General features: G+C 60.3%; 14 protein-coding genes and 1 pseudogene. 7 read left to right on the plus strand and 8 right to left on the minus strand.

Going from position 1 to position 15,300, the window contains the following annotated elements:
• The first annotated feature begins 71 nt into the window (after positions 1 to 71).
• Positions 72 to 719 carry an orotate phosphoribosyltransferase gene (pyrE, locus tag ACIO0C_RS00390; RefSeq protein ID WP_401306477.1) on the plus strand — a complete coding sequence of 216 codons (648 nt, stop codon included), beginning with the start codon at positions 72 to 74 and terminating at the stop codon, positions 717 to 719.
• 108 nt (positions 720 to 827) lie between these two features.
• Here pyrE and argB read toward each other — a convergent pair whose 3' ends face one another.
• The 4 genes and pseudogenes from argB to coaBC form a co-directional block, all read right to left on the minus strand.
• Positions 828 to 1,733 (minus strand): acetylglutamate kinase, encoded by a 906-nt coding sequence (gene argB / locus ACIO0C_RS00395; RefSeq protein ID WP_008047078.1) that lies wholly within the window; start codon positions 1,731 to 1,733, stop codon positions 828 to 830.
• Between the two features lie 17 nt (positions 1,734 to 1,750).
• Positions 1,751 to 3,154: pseudogene (locus ACIO0C_RS00400) on the minus strand (phosphomannomutase/phosphoglucomutase); the annotation flags it as partial.
• A gap of 176 nt (positions 3,155 to 3,330) precedes the next feature.
• Positions 3,331 to 3,786, minus strand: coding sequence for a dUTP diphosphatase (gene dut, locus ACIO0C_RS00405; RefSeq protein ID WP_008054604.1), 456 nt, complete (start codon positions 3,784 to 3,786; stop codon positions 3,331 to 3,333).
• A gap of 5 nt (positions 3,787 to 3,791) precedes the next feature.
• Positions 3,792 to 5,000 carry a bifunctional phosphopantothenoylcysteine decarboxylase/phosphopantothenate--cysteine ligase CoaBC gene (gene coaBC, locus ACIO0C_RS00410; RefSeq protein ID WP_401306481.1) on the minus strand — a complete coding sequence of 403 codons (1,209 nt, stop codon included), beginning with the start codon at positions 4,998 to 5,000 and terminating at the stop codon, positions 3,792 to 3,794.
• A 136-nt stretch (positions 5,001 to 5,136) separates the two neighbouring features.
• Between coaBC and radC the strand changes: the two genes are divergently transcribed.
• Positions 5,137 to 5,811 carry a DNA repair protein RadC gene (radC, locus tag ACIO0C_RS00415; protein WP_401306484.1) on the plus strand — a complete coding sequence of 225 codons (675 nt, stop codon included), beginning with the start codon at positions 5,137 to 5,139 and terminating at the stop codon, positions 5,809 to 5,811.
• A gap of 19 nt (positions 5,812 to 5,830) precedes the next feature.
• Here the strand turns inward: radC and ACIO0C_RS00420 are convergent, their stop codons facing one another.
• Positions 5,831 to 7,417 carry an ABC transporter substrate-binding protein gene (locus ACIO0C_RS00420; RefSeq protein ID WP_401306486.1) on the minus strand — a complete coding sequence of 529 codons (1,587 nt, stop codon included), beginning with the start codon at positions 7,415 to 7,417 and terminating at the stop codon, positions 5,831 to 5,833.
• 446 nt (positions 7,418 to 7,863) lie between these two features.
• Between ACIO0C_RS00420 and rpmB the strand changes: the two genes are divergently transcribed.
• Entirely contained in the window at positions 7,864 to 8,097 is a 234-nt protein-coding gene (gene rpmB / locus ACIO0C_RS00425) for a 50S ribosomal protein L28 (RefSeq protein ID WP_003176907.1), read from the plus strand.
• Between the two features lie 11 nt (positions 8,098 to 8,108).
• Positions 8,109 to 8,264: a 50S ribosomal protein L33 gene (gene rpmG / locus ACIO0C_RS00430; protein ID WP_007894709.1), complete on the plus strand. Its 156-nt coding sequence runs from the start codon at positions 8,109 to 8,111 to the stop codon at positions 8,262 to 8,264.
• A gap of 71 nt (positions 8,265 to 8,335) precedes the next feature.
• Here the strand turns inward: rpmG and ACIO0C_RS00435 are convergent, their stop codons facing one another.
• Positions 8,336 to 8,698 (minus strand): cupin domain-containing protein, encoded by a 363-nt coding sequence (locus tag ACIO0C_RS00435; protein ID WP_008054608.1) that lies wholly within the window; start codon positions 8,696 to 8,698, stop codon positions 8,336 to 8,338.
• Positions 8,699 to 8,932: 234 nt separating this feature from the next.
• On the opposite strand from ACIO0C_RS00435, the gene ACIO0C_RS00440 reads away from it, so the two are divergent.
• Both ACIO0C_RS00440 and ACIO0C_RS00445 read left to right on the plus strand, forming a co-directional pair.
• Entirely contained in the window at positions 8,933 to 10,426 is a 1,494-nt protein-coding gene (locus tag ACIO0C_RS00440; RefSeq protein WP_401306490.1) for an aldehyde dehydrogenase, read from the plus strand.
• A gap of 184 nt (positions 10,427 to 10,610) precedes the next feature.
• A complete protein-coding gene (locus tag ACIO0C_RS00445) occupies positions 10,611 to 11,756 on the plus strand; it encodes an MFS transporter (RefSeq protein WP_401306493.1) in 1,146 nt (381 codons plus the stop codon).
• Here the strand turns inward: ACIO0C_RS00445 and ACIO0C_RS00450 are convergent.
• Together ACIO0C_RS00450 and ACIO0C_RS00455 are read right to left on the minus strand one after the other, a co-directional pair.
• Entirely contained in the window at positions 11,753 to 13,321 is a 1,569-nt protein-coding gene (locus tag ACIO0C_RS00450; protein ID WP_401306494.1) for a phospholipase D family protein, read from the minus strand. The two genes, ACIO0C_RS00445 and ACIO0C_RS00450, sit on opposite strands and share 4 nt — an antisense overlap.
• 60 nt (positions 13,322 to 13,381) lie before the next feature.
• A complete protein-coding gene (locus ACIO0C_RS00455) occupies positions 13,382 to 14,815 on the minus strand; it encodes a PLP-dependent aminotransferase family protein (RefSeq protein ID WP_401306496.1) in 1,434 nt (477 codons plus the stop codon).
• Between the two features lie 179 nt (positions 14,816 to 14,994).
• On the opposite strand from ACIO0C_RS00455, the gene ACIO0C_RS00460 reads away from it, so the two are divergent.
• Positions 14,995 to 15,240, plus strand: coding sequence for a DUF1127 domain-containing protein (locus tag ACIO0C_RS00460; RefSeq protein WP_401306499.1), 246 nt, complete (start codon positions 14,995 to 14,997; stop codon positions 15,238 to 15,240).
• The last annotated feature ends 60 nt before the right edge of the window (positions 15,241 to 15,300 follow it).

Consider the following 15,300-nt stretch of genomic DNA (forward strand, 5'->3'; position numbering starts at 1 on the left):
AAAATCGCGTGCGTGTATGATACACGGCGTCAACCTAATTAGCTAAATCCGTGGTATTTGGGGTTTTTTTCATGCAAGCGTATCAGCGCGATTTCATTCGTTTTGCCATCGATCGCGGCGTTTTGCGCTTCGGTGAGTTCACCCTGAAGTCCGGGCGCACCAGTCCTTACTTCTTCAATGCGGGCCTGTTCAACTCGGGTTCGGCCCTGGCGCAGCTGGGTCGTTTCTACGCCGCAGCCATTGCCGAAAGCGGAATTGCCTTCGATGTCCTGTTCGGCCCGGCCTACAAAGGGATCCCTTTGGCGGCGACCACTGCAGTGGCATTGGCCGAGCATCATGGTCGTGACCTGCCATGGTGCTTTAATCGCAAGGAAGCCAAGGCTCACGGTGAAGGCGGTAGCCTGGTCGGCGCTCCGCTGACCGGCGATGTGCTGATTATCGACGATGTGATTACCGCTGGCACCGCGATCCGTGAAGTGATGCAGATCATCGCCTCCCAGGACGGCGCCAAGGCAGCCGGCGTGCTGATCGCCCTGAACCGTCAGGAGCGTGGCAACGGTGAGTTGTCGGCGATCCAGGAAGTGGAGCGTGATTTCGGTATTCCGGTGATCAGCATTGTTTCGCTGAACCAGGTGCTGGAATTCCTGGCTGATGATCCGCAGCTCAAGCAACACCTGCCAGCCGTGGAAGCGTACCGCGCCCAATTCGGCGTCTCATAATACGGGCCTGTAGGAACGCCGCCCGCTCGCTCCTGCAAGGGAACGCGCAGGCAAAAAAAAGACCCCGCTCAGCCTGGCTGAGCGGGGTCTTTTGGTTTGCGCTGTTGCTTATGGACGCTTGCGATTGCTGATCAAGGTGCCCACACCGGTATCGGTGAAGATCTCCAGCAGAATCGCATTCGGAACCCGGCCATCAATGATCAGCGAGCTGCCCACGCCGCCCTGGACCGCTTCCAGTGCGCAACGGATCTTTGGCAGCATGCCGCCATAGATGGTGCCGTCGGCAATGAGGTCATCGACCTGCTGCGTGGTCAAGCCAGTCAGGACCGTGCCCGACTTGTCCATCAGGCCCGCAATGTTGGTCAGCAACATCAGCTTCTCGGCTTTCAACGCCTCGGCCACCTTGCCGGCCACCAGGTCGGCGTTGATGTTGTACGACTCGCCATTGGCGCCAACGCCGATTGGCGCGATCACTGGGATGAAATCACCTTTGACCAGCAGGTTCAGCAGATCGGTGTTGATGCCGACTACTTCGCCGACATGGCCGATGTCGATAATTTCCGGGGTGGTCATCTCTGGCGTCTGGCGGGTGACGGTGAGTTTCTTCGCACGAATCAGCTCGGCGTCCTTGCCGGTCAGGCCGATGGCGCTGCCGCCGTGACGGTTGATCAGGTTGACGATGTCCTTGTTGACCTGGCCACCGAGGACCATCTCGACCACGTCCATGGTCGCGGCATCGGTAACGCGCATGCCGTCGACGAAGTGGCTCTCGATCGACAGGCGCTTGAGCAGGTCACCGATTTGCGGGCCGCCGCCGTGAACCACGACCGGGTTGATACCCACGGCCTTCATCAACACGATGTCGCGGGCGAAGCCGGTTTTCAGCTCCTCGCTTTCCATCGCGTTGCCGCCGTATTTGATCACCAGTGTCTTGCCGACATAGCGGCGAATGTAAGGCAGCGCTTCGGACAGGACCTTGGCGGTGTTGGCGGCGGCTTCGCGTTCGAGGGTCATTCAGGGCTCCGGGTGAATCAGAACGGTAGTTGGAGATCAGGTGCAACACGCTTCAACTGGACGTGGAAAACGTCCTTGATGCGTTGCAATTCAGCCTCGTCATCGGCCTCGAAACGCAGGACCAGCACCGGTGTGGTGTTGGAGGCGCGAACCAGGCCCCAGCCTTTGGCATAGTCGACTCGCACGCCGTCAATAGTGGTCAGGTCGGCGCCTTCACCCCACTTCGCGTCGTGCAATGCATCAATGATGCTGAATTTGCTCTCTTCGGTCACATGGATATTGATTTCCGGCGTAGAAATATCGTTCGGGAAGGTCGCGAACAACTCTTCGGCGGTGGATTTTTCCTTGCTGAGGATCTCCAGCAAGCGTGCGGCGCTGTAGATGCCGTCGTCGAAACCGAACCAGCGCTCCTTGAAGAAGATGTGTCCGCTCATTTCGCCGGCCAACAGGGCGCCGGATTGTTTCATTTTCTTTTTGATCAGCGAGTGGCCTGTCTTCCACATCAGCGGACGACCGCCGTATTGCTTGATCAGCGGAATCAGGCGGCGGGTACATTTGACGTCGAAGATGATTTCCGCGTCGGGGTTGCGTGCTACCACATCCTTGGCGAACAGCATCAGCAGGCGGTCCGGGAACACGACGCTGCCGGTGTTGGTGACCACGCCCACGCGATCGCCGTCGCCGTCGAAGGCCAGGCCCAGGTCAGCATTGGTTTCCTTGACCTTGGCAATCAGGTCTTCCAGGTTTTCCAGCTTGCCCGGATCCGGGTGGTGGTTGGGGAAATTGCCGTCTACGTCGCAGAATAACGGGATGACTTCGCAGTTCAGGGCTTCGATCAGTTGTGGGGCAATCACACCGGCCGCGCCGTTGCCGCAATCGACCACGACTTTCAGACGGCGGGCGAGTTTGATGTCCTGAACGATTTCAGTGTTGTAGCGGTCGAGGATCTCGACCTTGGTGATGCTGCCCTTGCCGCTGCTCAGGTCGTTGTTCTTGAGGCGGTCATGCAGGGCCTGGATCTGTTCGTTGGCCAGGGTGTCGCCGGCAATGACGATCTTGAAACCGTTGTAGTTCGACGGGTTGTGGCTGCCGGTGAGCATCACGCCGGATTTGCCGGCCAGTACGTTGGCGGCGTAGTACAGCGCTGGCGTTGGCACCAGGCCGACATCGCTGACGTGGCAGCCGCTGTCGGCCAGGCCTTGGATCAACTGTTCAACCAGCTCCGGGCCGGACAGGCGACCGTCACGGCCAACGGACACATTGGGTTCATCCTGGGCCAGACTCTGGGCACCGATGGCGCGACCGAGCCAGTAAGCGGTTTCGGCGTTGAGAAATTCCGGGACGGTGCCGCGTATGTCATAGGCGCGGAAAATGCTGTCGGGGAACTTGGGGGCAACGCGCACTGGGGTGCTCATCTGGGGAAATGCTCCATATTGAAAGTGGCTGGACCTGCCTGCGAATGACTCGTCGGCAGGTTCAAACTGAAAGGTATGACGGCGTTTTTCGCGCAGAGTTCGTGGTGCGAAAAGGCCATGCCAGCGACGCGAGCGGTGTTTTGCCCGCTCAATCCCTTGATATCAGGCTCATAGAGAGTGAATTAGTGGCTGCCGGAATGACCGAAACCGCCGGTACCACGCTGGGTTTCGACGAACTCTTCAACCATCTCGAAATGCGCCTGCACCACCGGCACCAGCACCAGTTGCGCCAGGCGCTCGCCGACGGCCATGGTGAAGTCGGTCTGGCCACGGTTCCAGCAAGAGACCATCAGCGGTCCCTGGTAGTCGGAGTCAATCAGCCCGACCAGGTTACCCAGCACGATGCCGTGTTTATGGCCCAGGCCGGAGCGCGGCAAGATCAGCGCCGCCAGGTTGGGGTCGCCGATGTAGATCGACAGGCCAGTGGGGATCAGTACCGTTTCACCCGGCTTGATCACGATGTCCTGTTCCAGCATGGCGCGCAGGTCGAGGCCGGCGGAGCCTGGCGTGGCGTACTGAGGCAGCGGGAATTCGGTACCGATGCGGGGGTCGAGGATCTTGGCTTGCAAAGCGTGCATGTAAATTAAACCTGGTTCAGACGTTCGGCGATAAAAGTGATCAGCTGGCGAGCAATCTTGCTCTTGCTGGTCTGGGCGAAGAGTGTGGCGTGAAGTTCACGGTCGATCACGCTGCAGGCGTTTTCTTCGCTGTTGAAGCCAATGCTCGGGTTGGCGACGTCGTTGGCGACGATCAAATCGAGGTTCTTGTCTTTCAGCTTGCGGGCAGCGTAATCGAGCAGGTGTTCGGTTTCGGCGGCGAAACCGACACTGAACGGACGATCGGGGCGTGTGGCGATGCTGGCCAGGATGTCCGGGTTGCGCACCATTTGTAGCAACAAGCCGTCGCCGTTCGTAGGATCTTTCTTGAGTTTCTGTGGTGCTACGACTTCCGGGCGGTAATCCGCGACCGCTGCCGAGGCGATAAACAGGTCGCAAGGAATCGCGGCTTCGCATGCGGCGAGCATGTCGCGGGCGCTGACGACGTCTATGCGCGTAACGCGGTCCGGGGTCGGCAGATGCACAGGACCCGTGATCAGGGTGACGCGGGCGCCGGCTTCAACCGCCGCTTCGGCCAGGGCAAAGCCCATTTTTCCGGAGCTGTGGTTCGTGATGTAGCGCACCGGGTCAATGTTTTCCTGGGTCGGGCCGGCGGTGATCAGCACGTGTTTGCCGGTCAGTGCCTGACGCTGGAAGCAATCTGCCGCACATTGAGCCAGCTCCGTGGCTTCGAGCATGCGCCCCAGGCCGACGTCGCCGCAGGCCTGGCTGCCGGAGGCCGGGCCGAAAGCCTTGATGCTGCGGCTTTCGAGGGTTTGCAGGTTGGCCTGGGTGGCCGGGTCGCGCCACATGGCCTGGTTCATCGCCGGAGCGACGGCAACCACTGCGTCGGTGGCCAGCACCAGCGTGGTCAGCAGGTCATCGGCAATGCCCTGAGCCAGGCGCGCGATCAAATCTGCGGTGGCAGGTGCGATCAGCACCAGATCGGCCCATTTGGCCAGTTCGATGTGGCCCATCGCCGCTTCGGCCGCCGGGTCCAGCAGGTCCAGGTGAACCGGATGCCCGGACAGGGCCTGCATGGTCAGCGGGGTTATGAACTCGGCGCCGCCACGGGTCATGACCACGCGCACTTCGGCGCCCTGATCGATCAGGCGGCGAACCAGGTCGGCGCTCTTGTAGGCAGCAATACCGCCGCCCACGCCCAGAACAATGCGTTTCCGATACAGCCGCTGCATAGGCCTGCCTTTCATTTTCGTTGATGACTGCGTTGCGATACCCCCTCCCCAGGAGTGAAATCGCCCGCAAAAAAGATGGGCTACGATATCACAGCGACCGCTACGGAACAGCGGCGCCCACAGACAGGGAGGTGCTATGAGTATTCGCGATTGGCCGGCGTCGGAACGGCCGCGAGAGAGGTTGCTTGAACAGGGCCCGGGGAGTCTTTCGGATGCCGAGTTGCTGGCGATATTTTTACGCACCGGCGTGGTGGGTAAAAGTGCCGTAGATCTGGCGCGACACCTGTTGAATCAGTTTGGCAGCCTGCGTTTACTACTGGAGGCCGACCAGGAAACGTTCAGTAAGCAATTGGGGCTCGGGCCAGCGAAATTCGCGCAGTTGCAGGCTGCTCAAGAAATGAGCAGGCGCCATTTGGCCGAGCGTGCGCGCGAAAAGTCGGCACTGGAAAATCCGCAGGCGGTACGTGAATACCTCAAATCGATGCTGCGACATGAGCCCCACGAGGCGTTTGGTTGCCTGTTTCTCGACTCCAGGCATCAGGTGTTGGCTTTTGAGGTGCTGTTTCGCGGCTCGATCGACAACACCAGCGTTCATCCGCGGCAAGTGGTCAAGCGTGCACTGGCTCACAATGCGGCGGCACTGATCCTCTGCCACAACCATCCGTCGGGCAACACTGACCCCAGCCAGGCCGACCGGCTGCTGACCAAACGCCTGCAAAAGGCGCTGGACCTGATCGATGTGCGGGTGCTTGACCATTTCATCATTGGCGATGGCAACCCGCTGTCGATGGCGGAATACGGATGGATGTGAACCCCTGTAGGAGCGGTAATTATTTGATGTTGACCTTCGAGTAGTCCTGCCGCCCGAACGGGCTGACCGAGTAACCCTCGACACCCTTGCTGGTCAGGGCGAAGGCGGTTGGGTGCGCCAGGGGCAGCCACAATGCCTGTTGCTGGATCTGCGTCTGGGCCTGTTCGTAGAGTTTGGTGCGCACACCTTGCTCGCCGGTGGTCTTGCCGGCGCCGATCAACTTGTCCAGGTCCTGGTTGCAATAGCGGGCAAAGTTGGTACCGGACTTGACCGCCGCGCAGGAAAACTGCGGCGTGAGGAAGTTGTCCGGGTCGCCGTTGTCACCGGCCCAGCCCATGAACAGCAGGTCGTGTTCGCCGGCCTTGGCGCGGCGAATCAGCTCGCCCCATTCGATCACGCGGATTTCGGCTTGAATGCCGATTTCCGCCAGATCGGACTGGAGCAGTTGGGCGCCGAGGCTCGGGTTGGGGTTCAGCAGGCTGCCGGAAGGGCGGGTCCAGATCGTGGTCTGGAAGCCATCCTTGAGCCCTGCCTTGGCCATCAACGCCTTGGCCTTCTCGATGTCGTGCGGGTAACCCGGCAACGACTTCGCGTAGCTCCAGGTGTTGGGCGGGTAGGGGCCGTTGGCGGGTTCGGCGGTGTCTTCGAACACGGCCTTGACGTAGTTGGCCTTGTCGAAGGCGAGGTTGATCGCCTGGCGCACTTCAGGTTTGTCCAGCGGGGGGTGCTGGCTGTTGATGGCAACGAAGGCGGTCATGAAGGCGTCAGTCTTTTCGACTTTCAGCGTCGGCTCTTTCAGTGCGGCCTGGACATCCAGGGGCTTGGGCGACAGGGCGATCTGGCATTCATTGCGGCGCAATTTCTGCAGGCGCACGTTGGCGTCAGGGGTGATGGCAAAGATCAGCGGGTCGACCGAGGGCTTGCCGCCGAAATACTCGGCATTGGCTTTGTAGCGAACCGTCGCGTCCTTCTGGAAGCGCGTGAAAACGAACGGGCCAGTGCCGATTGGTTGGCTGTTGAGCTTCTCCGGCGTGCCGGCTTTCATCAGCTTGTCGGCGTACTCGGCCGAATAGATCGAGGCGAAGCCCATGCTCAGGGTGGCGAGAAAGGTGGAGTCCGGGTGATCAAGGGTAAAGCGTAGGGTCAGCGGGTCCAGTGCGTCGATCTTCTTGATCAGTGCAGGCAATTGCATCGACTGGGCATGGGGAAAGCCGCTCTGGGCGACTTTATGCCATGGGTTGGCCGGGTCGAGCATGCGGTCGAAACTGAACTTCACGTCCTCGGCAGTCAATTCGCGCGTTGGGCTGAAATAGTCGGTGCGATGAAATTTCACCTGCGGGTGCAACTTGAAGATGTAGGTCAGGCCATCCGGCGTGACCTCCCAGCTGTCCGCGAGGCTGGCGACCACTTTGCCGCTGGCCGTGTCGAAGTCCACCAGGCGGTTCATCAGCACGTCGGCCGAGGCGTTGGTGGTGGTCAGCGAGTTGTATTGCACCACGTCGAACCCTTCGGGGCTGGCCTCGGTGCAGACGCTCAGGGCGGCGGCGTAGGCCTGTGGGCCCAGCAGAAGCGGGGCAAGCAACAGCGGTAGGGCAGCGAGGCGCATGGTCGGGTTCCTTTACAGATCGAAGGCCCATCTGCAAGTGCAGTCTGGAAAAGGCTTACCCTAGTGGGCTGGATTGTAAATGACTATCCCCTTTTTCATTTTCAGGGGACTATAGCCGATCGATTCTGGTGAGCGCTGGTTGGAAAAACGCTGGATCGGCCTGTAGGGAAGATTCTCTGCGACGAGCGGTCGCAATCGACGATAGCCTTGATCCAAGGCGCCTGGCGCCTGAAAAATGGGGTTTTTATCAATTCAACGCACACCGAATGTTGTTGCTCTCCAGTCTTTCTGGTATAAAGCAGCGCTCTTTTCTAGGGGCCCGGTTCCTTCACTGTAGGTGTAGCCGGTAAGACCTCTAAAGAATCGCGGCGCCTGGCGCCACAATGACTAGAGATTAAGCGGCCAACCCATGCCGGGTTGGGCATGTGGTTTTAGAGGGCTGAGGCATGTCTAGAGTATGTCAAGTTACCGGTAAGGGTCCGGTAACCGGGAATAACATTTCCCACGCAAACAACAAAACCCGTCGTCGTTTCCTGCCGAACCTGCAGCATCACCGCTTCTGGGTTGAAGAAGAGAAACGTTTCGTGCGTCTGCGCGTATCTGCCAAAGGCATGCGTATCATCGACAAGCGTGGCATCACTGTCGTGCTGGCCGAAATCCGCGCCGCTGGCAAGATCTAAGGGAGCTAATCATGCGTGAATTGATTCGTTTGATTTCGAGCGCCGGTACTGGTCACTTCTACACTACCGACAAGAACAAGCGTACTACCCCGGACAAAATCGAGATCAAGAAATTTGATCCGGTTGTTCGCAAGCACGTGATCTACAAGGAAGGCAAAATCAAGTAATTGATTTTTCCCGACTTACGAAAAAGGCCCGTATCGCGAGATACGGGCCTTTTTTGTTGCCTGCAAAAAAATCAGGCCTTCTGTTCAAACGCCACATAGATCTTGCGGCAAGGCTCCAACACTTCCCAGGTACCCCGGAACCCGGCCGGGATCACGAAGCGATCACCCGCGCGCACGGTTTTGCTGTTGCCGTCGTTGTCGCGCAGCACAGAAACGCCCTGCACGATTTCACAGTATTCATGCTCGGTGAAATTCACCAGCCACTGTCCGACGGCGCCTTCCCACACGCCGGCATTCAATTGGCCGCAGGGGCTGTTGTAGTGGTTGTACACTGCTTGCTCGGGATCGCCCTTGAGGACTTTCGCCGGGTCTGGGCGATAGCGTTCGACGGCAGTGGTAGCCTGGCTGAAGTCGACGATGTTCTGGATGCTCATTGTTGTATTCCCCCGTGATTGCGACGCGAGTGGTTGAAAGAGCCAAAGTCTATGTTTATTAAAATGAACATCGCAAGGTCGTTTTCCAGCGTTATGTCAAATATATTGAAACTTCACCTGCCGCTGGTTTAGGGTGGTGGTTGCCTTCGGCCGTAAGCAGGCTGACGGGGCAGAATTCCTGACAGCGCCCGCGAAGAACGCGGGTGTCGTATTCAATAAGAGGAGGACACTCGCATGACCACCCTGACTCGTGCCGACTGGGAACAACGCGCTCGCGATCTGAAGATCGAAGGCCGCGCCTACATCAATGGTGAATACACCGATGCCGTCTCCTCCGAGACCTTCGAGTGCATCAGCCCGGTCGATGGCCGCCTGCTGGGCAAGATTGCCAGCTGTGACGCCGCCGATGCCCAGCGCGCTGTTGAAAACGCCCGCACCACCTTCAATTCCGGCGTCTGGTCGCGCCTGGCGCCGACCAAGCGCAAAGCCACCATGATTCGTTTCGCCGGCCTGCTGAAACAGCACGCCGAAGAGCTGGCCCTGCTTGAAACCCTGGACATGGGCAAGCCGATCAGCGACTCCCTGTACATCGACGTTCCCGGCGCGGCGCAAGCCCTGAGCTGGAGCGGCGAAGCCATCGACAAGATCTACGACGAAGTGGCGGCTACCCCGCACGATCAGCTGGGGCTGGTCACTCGCGAGCCCGTCGGCGTTGTCGGCGCCATCGTGCCGTGGAACTTCCCGTTGATGATGGCCTGCTGGAAACTCGGCCCGGCGCTGTCCACCGGTAACTCGGTGATCCTCAAGCCATCGGAAAAATCCCCGCTGACTGCCATCCGCATTGCTGCCCTGGCGGTCGAAGCCGGTATTCCGAAAGGCGTCCTCAACGTGCTGCCGGGTTATGGTCACACCGTCGGCAAGGCCCTGGCCCTGCACAACGATGTCGACACCCTGGTGTTCACCGGTTCGACCAAGATCGCCAAGCAACTGCTGATTTACTCCGGCGAGTCGAACATGAAGCGCGTCTGGCTCGAAGCCGGCGGCAAGAGCCCGAACATCGTGTTCGCCGATGCGCCAAACCTGCAAGAGGCTGCCGAAGCCGCTGCCGGTGCCATCGCCTTCAACCAGGGCGAAGTCTGCACCGCTGGTTCGCGCCTGCTGGTGGAACGCTCCATCAAGGATAAATTCCTGCCGCTGGTGATCGAAGCCCTTAAAGCCTGGAAGCCGGGCAACCCGCTGGACCCGGCGACCAACGTCGGCGCGCTGGTCGATACCCAGCAGATGAACACCGTGCTGTCGTACATCGAGTCTGGCCATGCCGACGGCGCCAAGCTGGTGGCCGGTGGCAAGCGTACGCTTCAGGAGTCGGGCGGCACCTACGTTGAGCCGACCATTTTCGACGGCGTGAGCAACGCGATGAAAATCGCCCAGGAAGAAATCTTCGGGCCAGTGTTGTCGGTCATCACCTTCGACAACGCCGAAGAAGCCGTCGCCATCGCCAATGACACGCCTTACGGCCTGGCTGCTGCGGTGTGGACCGCCGACATTTCCAAGGCTCACCTGACCGCCCGCGCACTGCGTGCCGGTAGCGTCTGGGTCAACCAGTACGATGGCGGCGACATGACGGCGCCGTTCGGTGGCTTCAAGCAGTCCGGCAACGGTCGCGACAAGTCGCTGCACGCGTTCGACAAGTACACCGAGCTGAAGGCGACCTGGATCAAGTTGTAAGCCAGTGAGGGAGTCCGGCAGCCATCCGGGCTCCTGAGCGACGCAGATCCCTTGTGGGAGCGGGCCTGCCCGCGAAGGCGCCATGACAGTCAACTTTGATGTTGGATGTGATGGCCTCTTCGCGGGCAAGCCCGCTCCCACAGTGTTTTGTGCTGTACAAGAAATATCCACAGGAGCGTGGAACATGCGTTGGGCGACGTATTTCGCCGTGTTGGCGTCTGTCTTGAGTGTCGGCCTGGCCCTGGGTGTCAGCATGCCGCTGGTGTCGTTTCGCCTGGAAAGCTGGGGCTACGGCTCGTTTGCCATCGGCGTAATGGCGGCGATGCCGGCCATTGGTGTGCTGCTGGGTGCAAAGATTTCCAGTCATCTGGCGGCGCGTCTTGGCACGGCCAATCTGATGCGCTTGTGTTTGTGGGGCGGAGCCGTGTCCATAGGCCTGCTGGCGCTGTTACCCAGCTACCCGATCTGGCTGGTGCTGCGCTTGATGATCGGCGTGGTTTTGACCCTGGTGTTCATCCTCGGTGAGAGCTGGATCAACCAACTGGTGGTCGAAGAGTGGCGCGGGCGGCTGGTGGCGCTGTACGGCAGCAGTTATGCGTTGAGCCAGTTGGCCGGCCCGATATTGCTGGGCGTGCTGGGCACCGAGCACGATTATGGTTTCTGGGTCGGCGTCGGACTGCTGGTGGCGGCGCCGTTGCTGTTGTTGGGCCGCAGTGGCGCGCCCAGCAGCGAAGCCTGTAGCGTGACCTTCGGCGATTTGATGACCTTCTGCCGCGGTTTGCCGGCGATTGCCTGGGCGGTGTCGCTGTTCGCGGCGTTCGAAGCCATGATCCTGACGTTGCTGCCGGTGTATTGCCTGCGCCAGGGCTTCACCACGGAAATCGCCCTGGCGATGGTCAGTACCGTGGTGGTGGGGGATGCTTTGCTGCAATTGCCAATCGGCGCGCTGGCGGACCGGATGTCGCGCCGCGTATTGTTCACGTGGTGCGCGGTGGTCCTGCTGGTGTCGAGCCTGGCGATCCCGTTGCTGATCGACACCCTGCTGATCTGGCCGTTGTGGGTGCTGTTCGGCGCCAGTGCTGGCGGATTGTTTACCTTGTCGCTGATCCTGATTGGCGAGCGTTATCGCGACGATGCCCTGGTTCGGGCCAATGCCCACATCGCACAGCTGTGGGGGATCGGTTGTCTGCTCGGGCCGTTGATCGCCGGTGCCGGCAGCCAGTGGATCAGCGGGCATGCGTTGCCATTACTGATGGCGGCGGGAGCGTTTGGCCTGGTGATTCTGCTGTCGCGCCAAGGGGCATTTGGTACGGTTGTCGAGCCGGCCTAGAGCATGCGCTCCAGCCCCACCGTGGTGCTGAGCCAGGCATTGAAGCGTCGCCACCAACTGGCCGGCTCCTCGGTCAGGGTGTGCATTTTGCCGTCATCTTCGGTCACCCATACCACTTGGCCATTCTCCAGCCGTGCCTGATAACTCAGGGCCGGCGCCATGCCTTCCAGTGCCAGTTCGCGCACCCGGGCTGCGAGTTCGGGGCTATCCACCAGCACGCCGACTTCGGTGTTCCACAGCACCGAGCGCGGATCGAAGTTGAATGAGCCAATGAAGGATTTCTGCTGATCGAAGATGATCGCCTTGCTGTGCAAGCTGGAATCGGACTCGCCATAGGACCTGCGGGAAAACAGACGAGGCCCGCTGCCACTTTCATCGCCGGGCTGGCGGCGCAGCTCGAAGAGCTGTACGCCATGCTCCAGCAACGCTTTGCGATACGGGGCGTAGCCGCCATGCACCGCCGGCACGTCCGTGGCCTCCAATGCATTGGTCAGCAACTTCACCGACACGCCGGCATCGGCGCGACCCGTCAGATACACCAGGCCCGGCTGACCGGGCACGAAATAGGCCGAGATCATCACCAGCTCTTTGCTGACGCCATCGAGTGCGGGCGCCAATTGGGTGGTCAGCAGCAGCTGCGGGTCTGGCTCGCCGTCCGCCAGCACTTTGCTCGGCGCATCCCACAACGCCTGGTTCCAGGCCCAGATCAGCTCTTTGCGCCAGGTATCCAGGCGCGGGTCGGTGGCAAACTTCATCAGCTGTTGAAAGAGCGCATGGTTCTGTTTGCGTGATTCTTCCAGGGATTCTTCCAGCCGGGTCCGGGTGATTTTCAGGTCCTGCGCGGTCGGTTTGCTCGACAGAAACTGCTCGATGGGCTTGCTCAGCGCACTGTTCCAGTACTGATCAAAACTGTGGCCCAACTGCTCGGCGACGGGGCCGACGCCGAGTATGTCGATATCGGTGAAATTCAGATTCGGCTCGGCATCGAAATACTCGTCCCCCAGATTGCGCCCGCCAACGATGGCCATGCTGTTATCGGCCAGCCACAACTTGTTGTGCATGCGCCGGTGTTGCTGCGACAGATTGAGCAGGCGGCCCATGGTGCGTGTGACGCCGGTGCTGCGCCCCAGGTGCAGCGGGTTGAATACACGAATCTGAATCTGTGGATGCGCCGCCAGGGTGGCGATGGTGACGTCCTGGCCGTCGCTGGTGGTGTCGTCGAGGAGAATGCGAACACTCACGCCGCGGTCGGCGGCCTTGAGCATTTCTTCCACCAGCATTCGCGTGCTGACACCGTCATGCACGATGTAGTACTGCAAATCGAGACTGCCCTGGGCGTTTCGGATCAGTTCGGCGCGGGCGGTGAAGGCTTCGGTGCTGTCCGATAACAGGCGAAAGCCGGATTTCCCTTCATGGAGCGCCGCCTGGGCCTGGACCGAGCGGCCGAATGCCGAAGCACTTGCCGGCAGTGCCTGGCTCGGTTCGCGCTGCACGTCGAAGCTGGCGCAGCCGCCAAGGTACGAAGCAAGTAACACAAGAGCTGGCAGGAGCTGTCTGACTCTCACGCGGGACCGTTCCGATTGGCGGCAGATGTTGGCATATGGACGCCGGTCTGCGCAGAAAGGTCAGTCGGCCAGCCCGTTGGTTTGCGCCAATAGCTTGATCGCGGCGGCCCCGACCTTGCGCACGGCCTCTTCAATCTGTGCCGTTGGTTTGGCAGCGTAGTTCATGCGCAGGCAATTGCGATATTTGCCCGAGGCGGAAAAGATGCTGCCGACGGCAATCTGTACGCCTTGATCATGCAAGGCGCGATTGAGTTTCAGGGTGTCGAAGCCTTCCGGCAGCTCGACCCACAGCATGAAGCTGCCTTGCGGGCGGCTGGCGCGGGTGCCTGCGGGGAAATACCGGGTGACCCAATCGATCATCGCGTCGCGATTGCGCTGGTATTGCGTGCGCATGCGCCGCAAATGCGGTTCGAAATGACCGGCCTTGAGAAATTCCGCGATGGCAATCTGCGGCTGCGGTGCGGTCGAGCCGGTGCTGATGTACTTCATGTGCAGCACACGCTCCAGATAACGTCCCGGTGCGACCCAGCCGATGCGCAGGCCAGGAGCGAGGGTCTTGGAGAATGAACTGCAGAGCAGGACTCGCCCGTCTTCGTCGAAGGATTTGATGGTGCGCGGGCGAGGATAGCTGTAGGCCAGCTCGCCATACACATCGTCTTCGATGATTGCCACGTCAAAACGCTGCGCAAGCGTCAACAATGAGCGTTTGCGCGACTCCGGCATGATATAGCCCAGCGGGTTGTTGCAGTTGGGAGTCAACTGTATGGCCTTGATCGGCCACTGTTCCAATGCCAGTTCCAGTGCGTCCAGGCTGATTCCGGTGAGCGGGTCGGTGGGGATTTCCAGGGCTTTCATGCCCAGGCCCTTGAGGGTTTGCATGGCGCCATGAAAGCTCGGCGAATCCACGGCCACGATATCGCCCGGCTCGCAAATGGAGCGAATGCTGGTGGACAGCGCTTCATGGCAGCCGGTCGTCACCACCAGGTCGCCGGGGCCCAGTTGGCAGCCGGAATCGAGCATCAACCGGGCGATCTGCTCGCGCAGTTCGAGATTGCCGTGGATGTTGTCGTAATAAAGGCCAGGCATGTCTTGTCGGCGACTGAGTTGCGCCAGGCCGCGCAGCAGCGGCTTGAGGGTCGGGGTTGTGATGTCCGGCATGCCGCGACCCAGTTGAACTACGTCCTTGCGCGGCACCGCACGGATCAACTCCAGCACCTGATCCCATTGGGAAATGTCCACCGGTCGCTGCGCCGGCCGGCCCACCGCTGGAAGTTCGGGCAGCTCGCGGCTGACCGGCACGAAATATCCGGATTTAGGCCTTGGCGTGGCCAGTCCACTGTCTTCCAGCACGCGATAAGCCTGCTGCACCGTGCTCAGGCTGACGCCATGTTCAACGCTCAACGCCCGCACCGATGGCAGTCGGTCACCGGGGCGATAGAAGCCCTGTTCGATTCGCGTGCCGAGCAGTTCGGCGAGGTTGACGTAGAGAGTCATGGTGCAGTCTCGTCAGAGGTCATGTGATTGACCAGTACAGATGGGGCCAAAAATCAGGATTCAGTGCGTCTGGCGGCAAATCTGTATGGAGATAATACAGTTTGGTTGAATCTGTAATGCTTTTCGCCGTCCACGCATCATGAAAGCTCTGGCTACCCAAGTAAACAGGAGCGATCAAAATGAACGGCTTGAGCGATGTGCGGCTGACTTTACACAGTCAGGAGCTGACGGCAGGGCAAGATCACGGTGCGCGCGAGGCGGACATGCGCAATGCGTCGTCCGGCCTGGGCCGCTGGAATCGGTTCTGGTGTCGTCTGCACACGCGCAAGGCGTTGCTGGAGCTGACACCCGCCCAGCTCAAGGATGTCGGGCTGACGCGTGAGCAGGCGCGGGAGGAGGGGTTGAAGCCTTTCTGGCGGATCTGAATTCTGTAGCGGTCTTTAGGGCCTCATCGCGGGCAAGCCCGCTCCCACAGTTATTGCGGG

The organism is Pseudomonas sp. NPDC087336, from assembly GCF_044744285.1.
GTDB lineage: Bacteria > Pseudomonadota > Gammaproteobacteria > Pseudomonadales > Pseudomonadaceae > Aquipseudomonas.

Bases quoted from the DNA above. Each gene is read 5' to 3' on its own strand.
- radC (WP_401306484.1), top strand. From the start codon at position 5,137: ATGAGTATTCGCGATTGGCCGGCGTCGGAACGGCCGCGAGAGAGGTTG.
- rpmG (WP_007894709.1), top strand. From the start codon at position 8,109: ATGCGTGAATTGATTCGTTTGATTTCGAGCGCCGGTACTGGTCACTTC.
- coaBC (WP_401306481.1), bottom strand. From the start codon at position 5,000: ATGCAGCGGCTGTATCGGAAACGCATTGTTCTGGGCGTGGGCGGCGGT.
- pyrE (WP_401306477.1), top strand. From the start codon at position 72: ATGCAAGCGTATCAGCGCGATTTCATTCGTTTTGCCATCGATCGCGGC.
- ACIO0C_RS00435 (WP_008054608.1), bottom strand. From the start codon at position 8,698: ATGAGCATCCAGAACATCGTCGACTTCAGCCAGGCTACCACTGCCGTC.
- argB (WP_008047078.1), bottom strand. From the start codon at position 1,733: ATGACCCTCGAACGCGAAGCCGCCGCCAACACCGCCAAGGTCCTGTCC.
- ACIO0C_RS00455 (WP_401306496.1), bottom strand. From the start codon at position 14,815: ATGACTCTCTACGTCAACCTCGCCGAACTGCTCGGCACGCGAATCGAA.
- ACIO0C_RS00460 (WP_401306499.1), top strand. From the start codon at position 14,995: ATGAACGGCTTGAGCGATGTGCGGCTGACTTTACACAGTCAGGAGCTG.
- ACIO0C_RS00420 (WP_401306486.1), bottom strand. From the start codon at position 7,417: ATGCGCCTCGCTGCCCTACCGCTGTTGCTTGCCCCGCTTCTGCTGGGC.
- rpmB (WP_003176907.1), top strand. From the start codon at position 7,864: ATGTCTAGAGTATGTCAAGTTACCGGTAAGGGTCCGGTAACCGGGAAT.
- dut (WP_008054604.1), bottom strand. From the start codon at position 3,786: ATGCACGCTTTGCAAGCCAAGATCCTCGACCCCCGCATCGGTACCGAA.
- ACIO0C_RS00440 (WP_401306490.1), top strand. From the start codon at position 8,933: ATGACCACCCTGACTCGTGCCGACTGGGAACAACGCGCTCGCGATCTG.
- ACIO0C_RS00445 (WP_401306493.1), top strand. From the start codon at position 10,611: ATGCGTTGGGCGACGTATTTCGCCGTGTTGGCGTCTGTCTTGAGTGTC.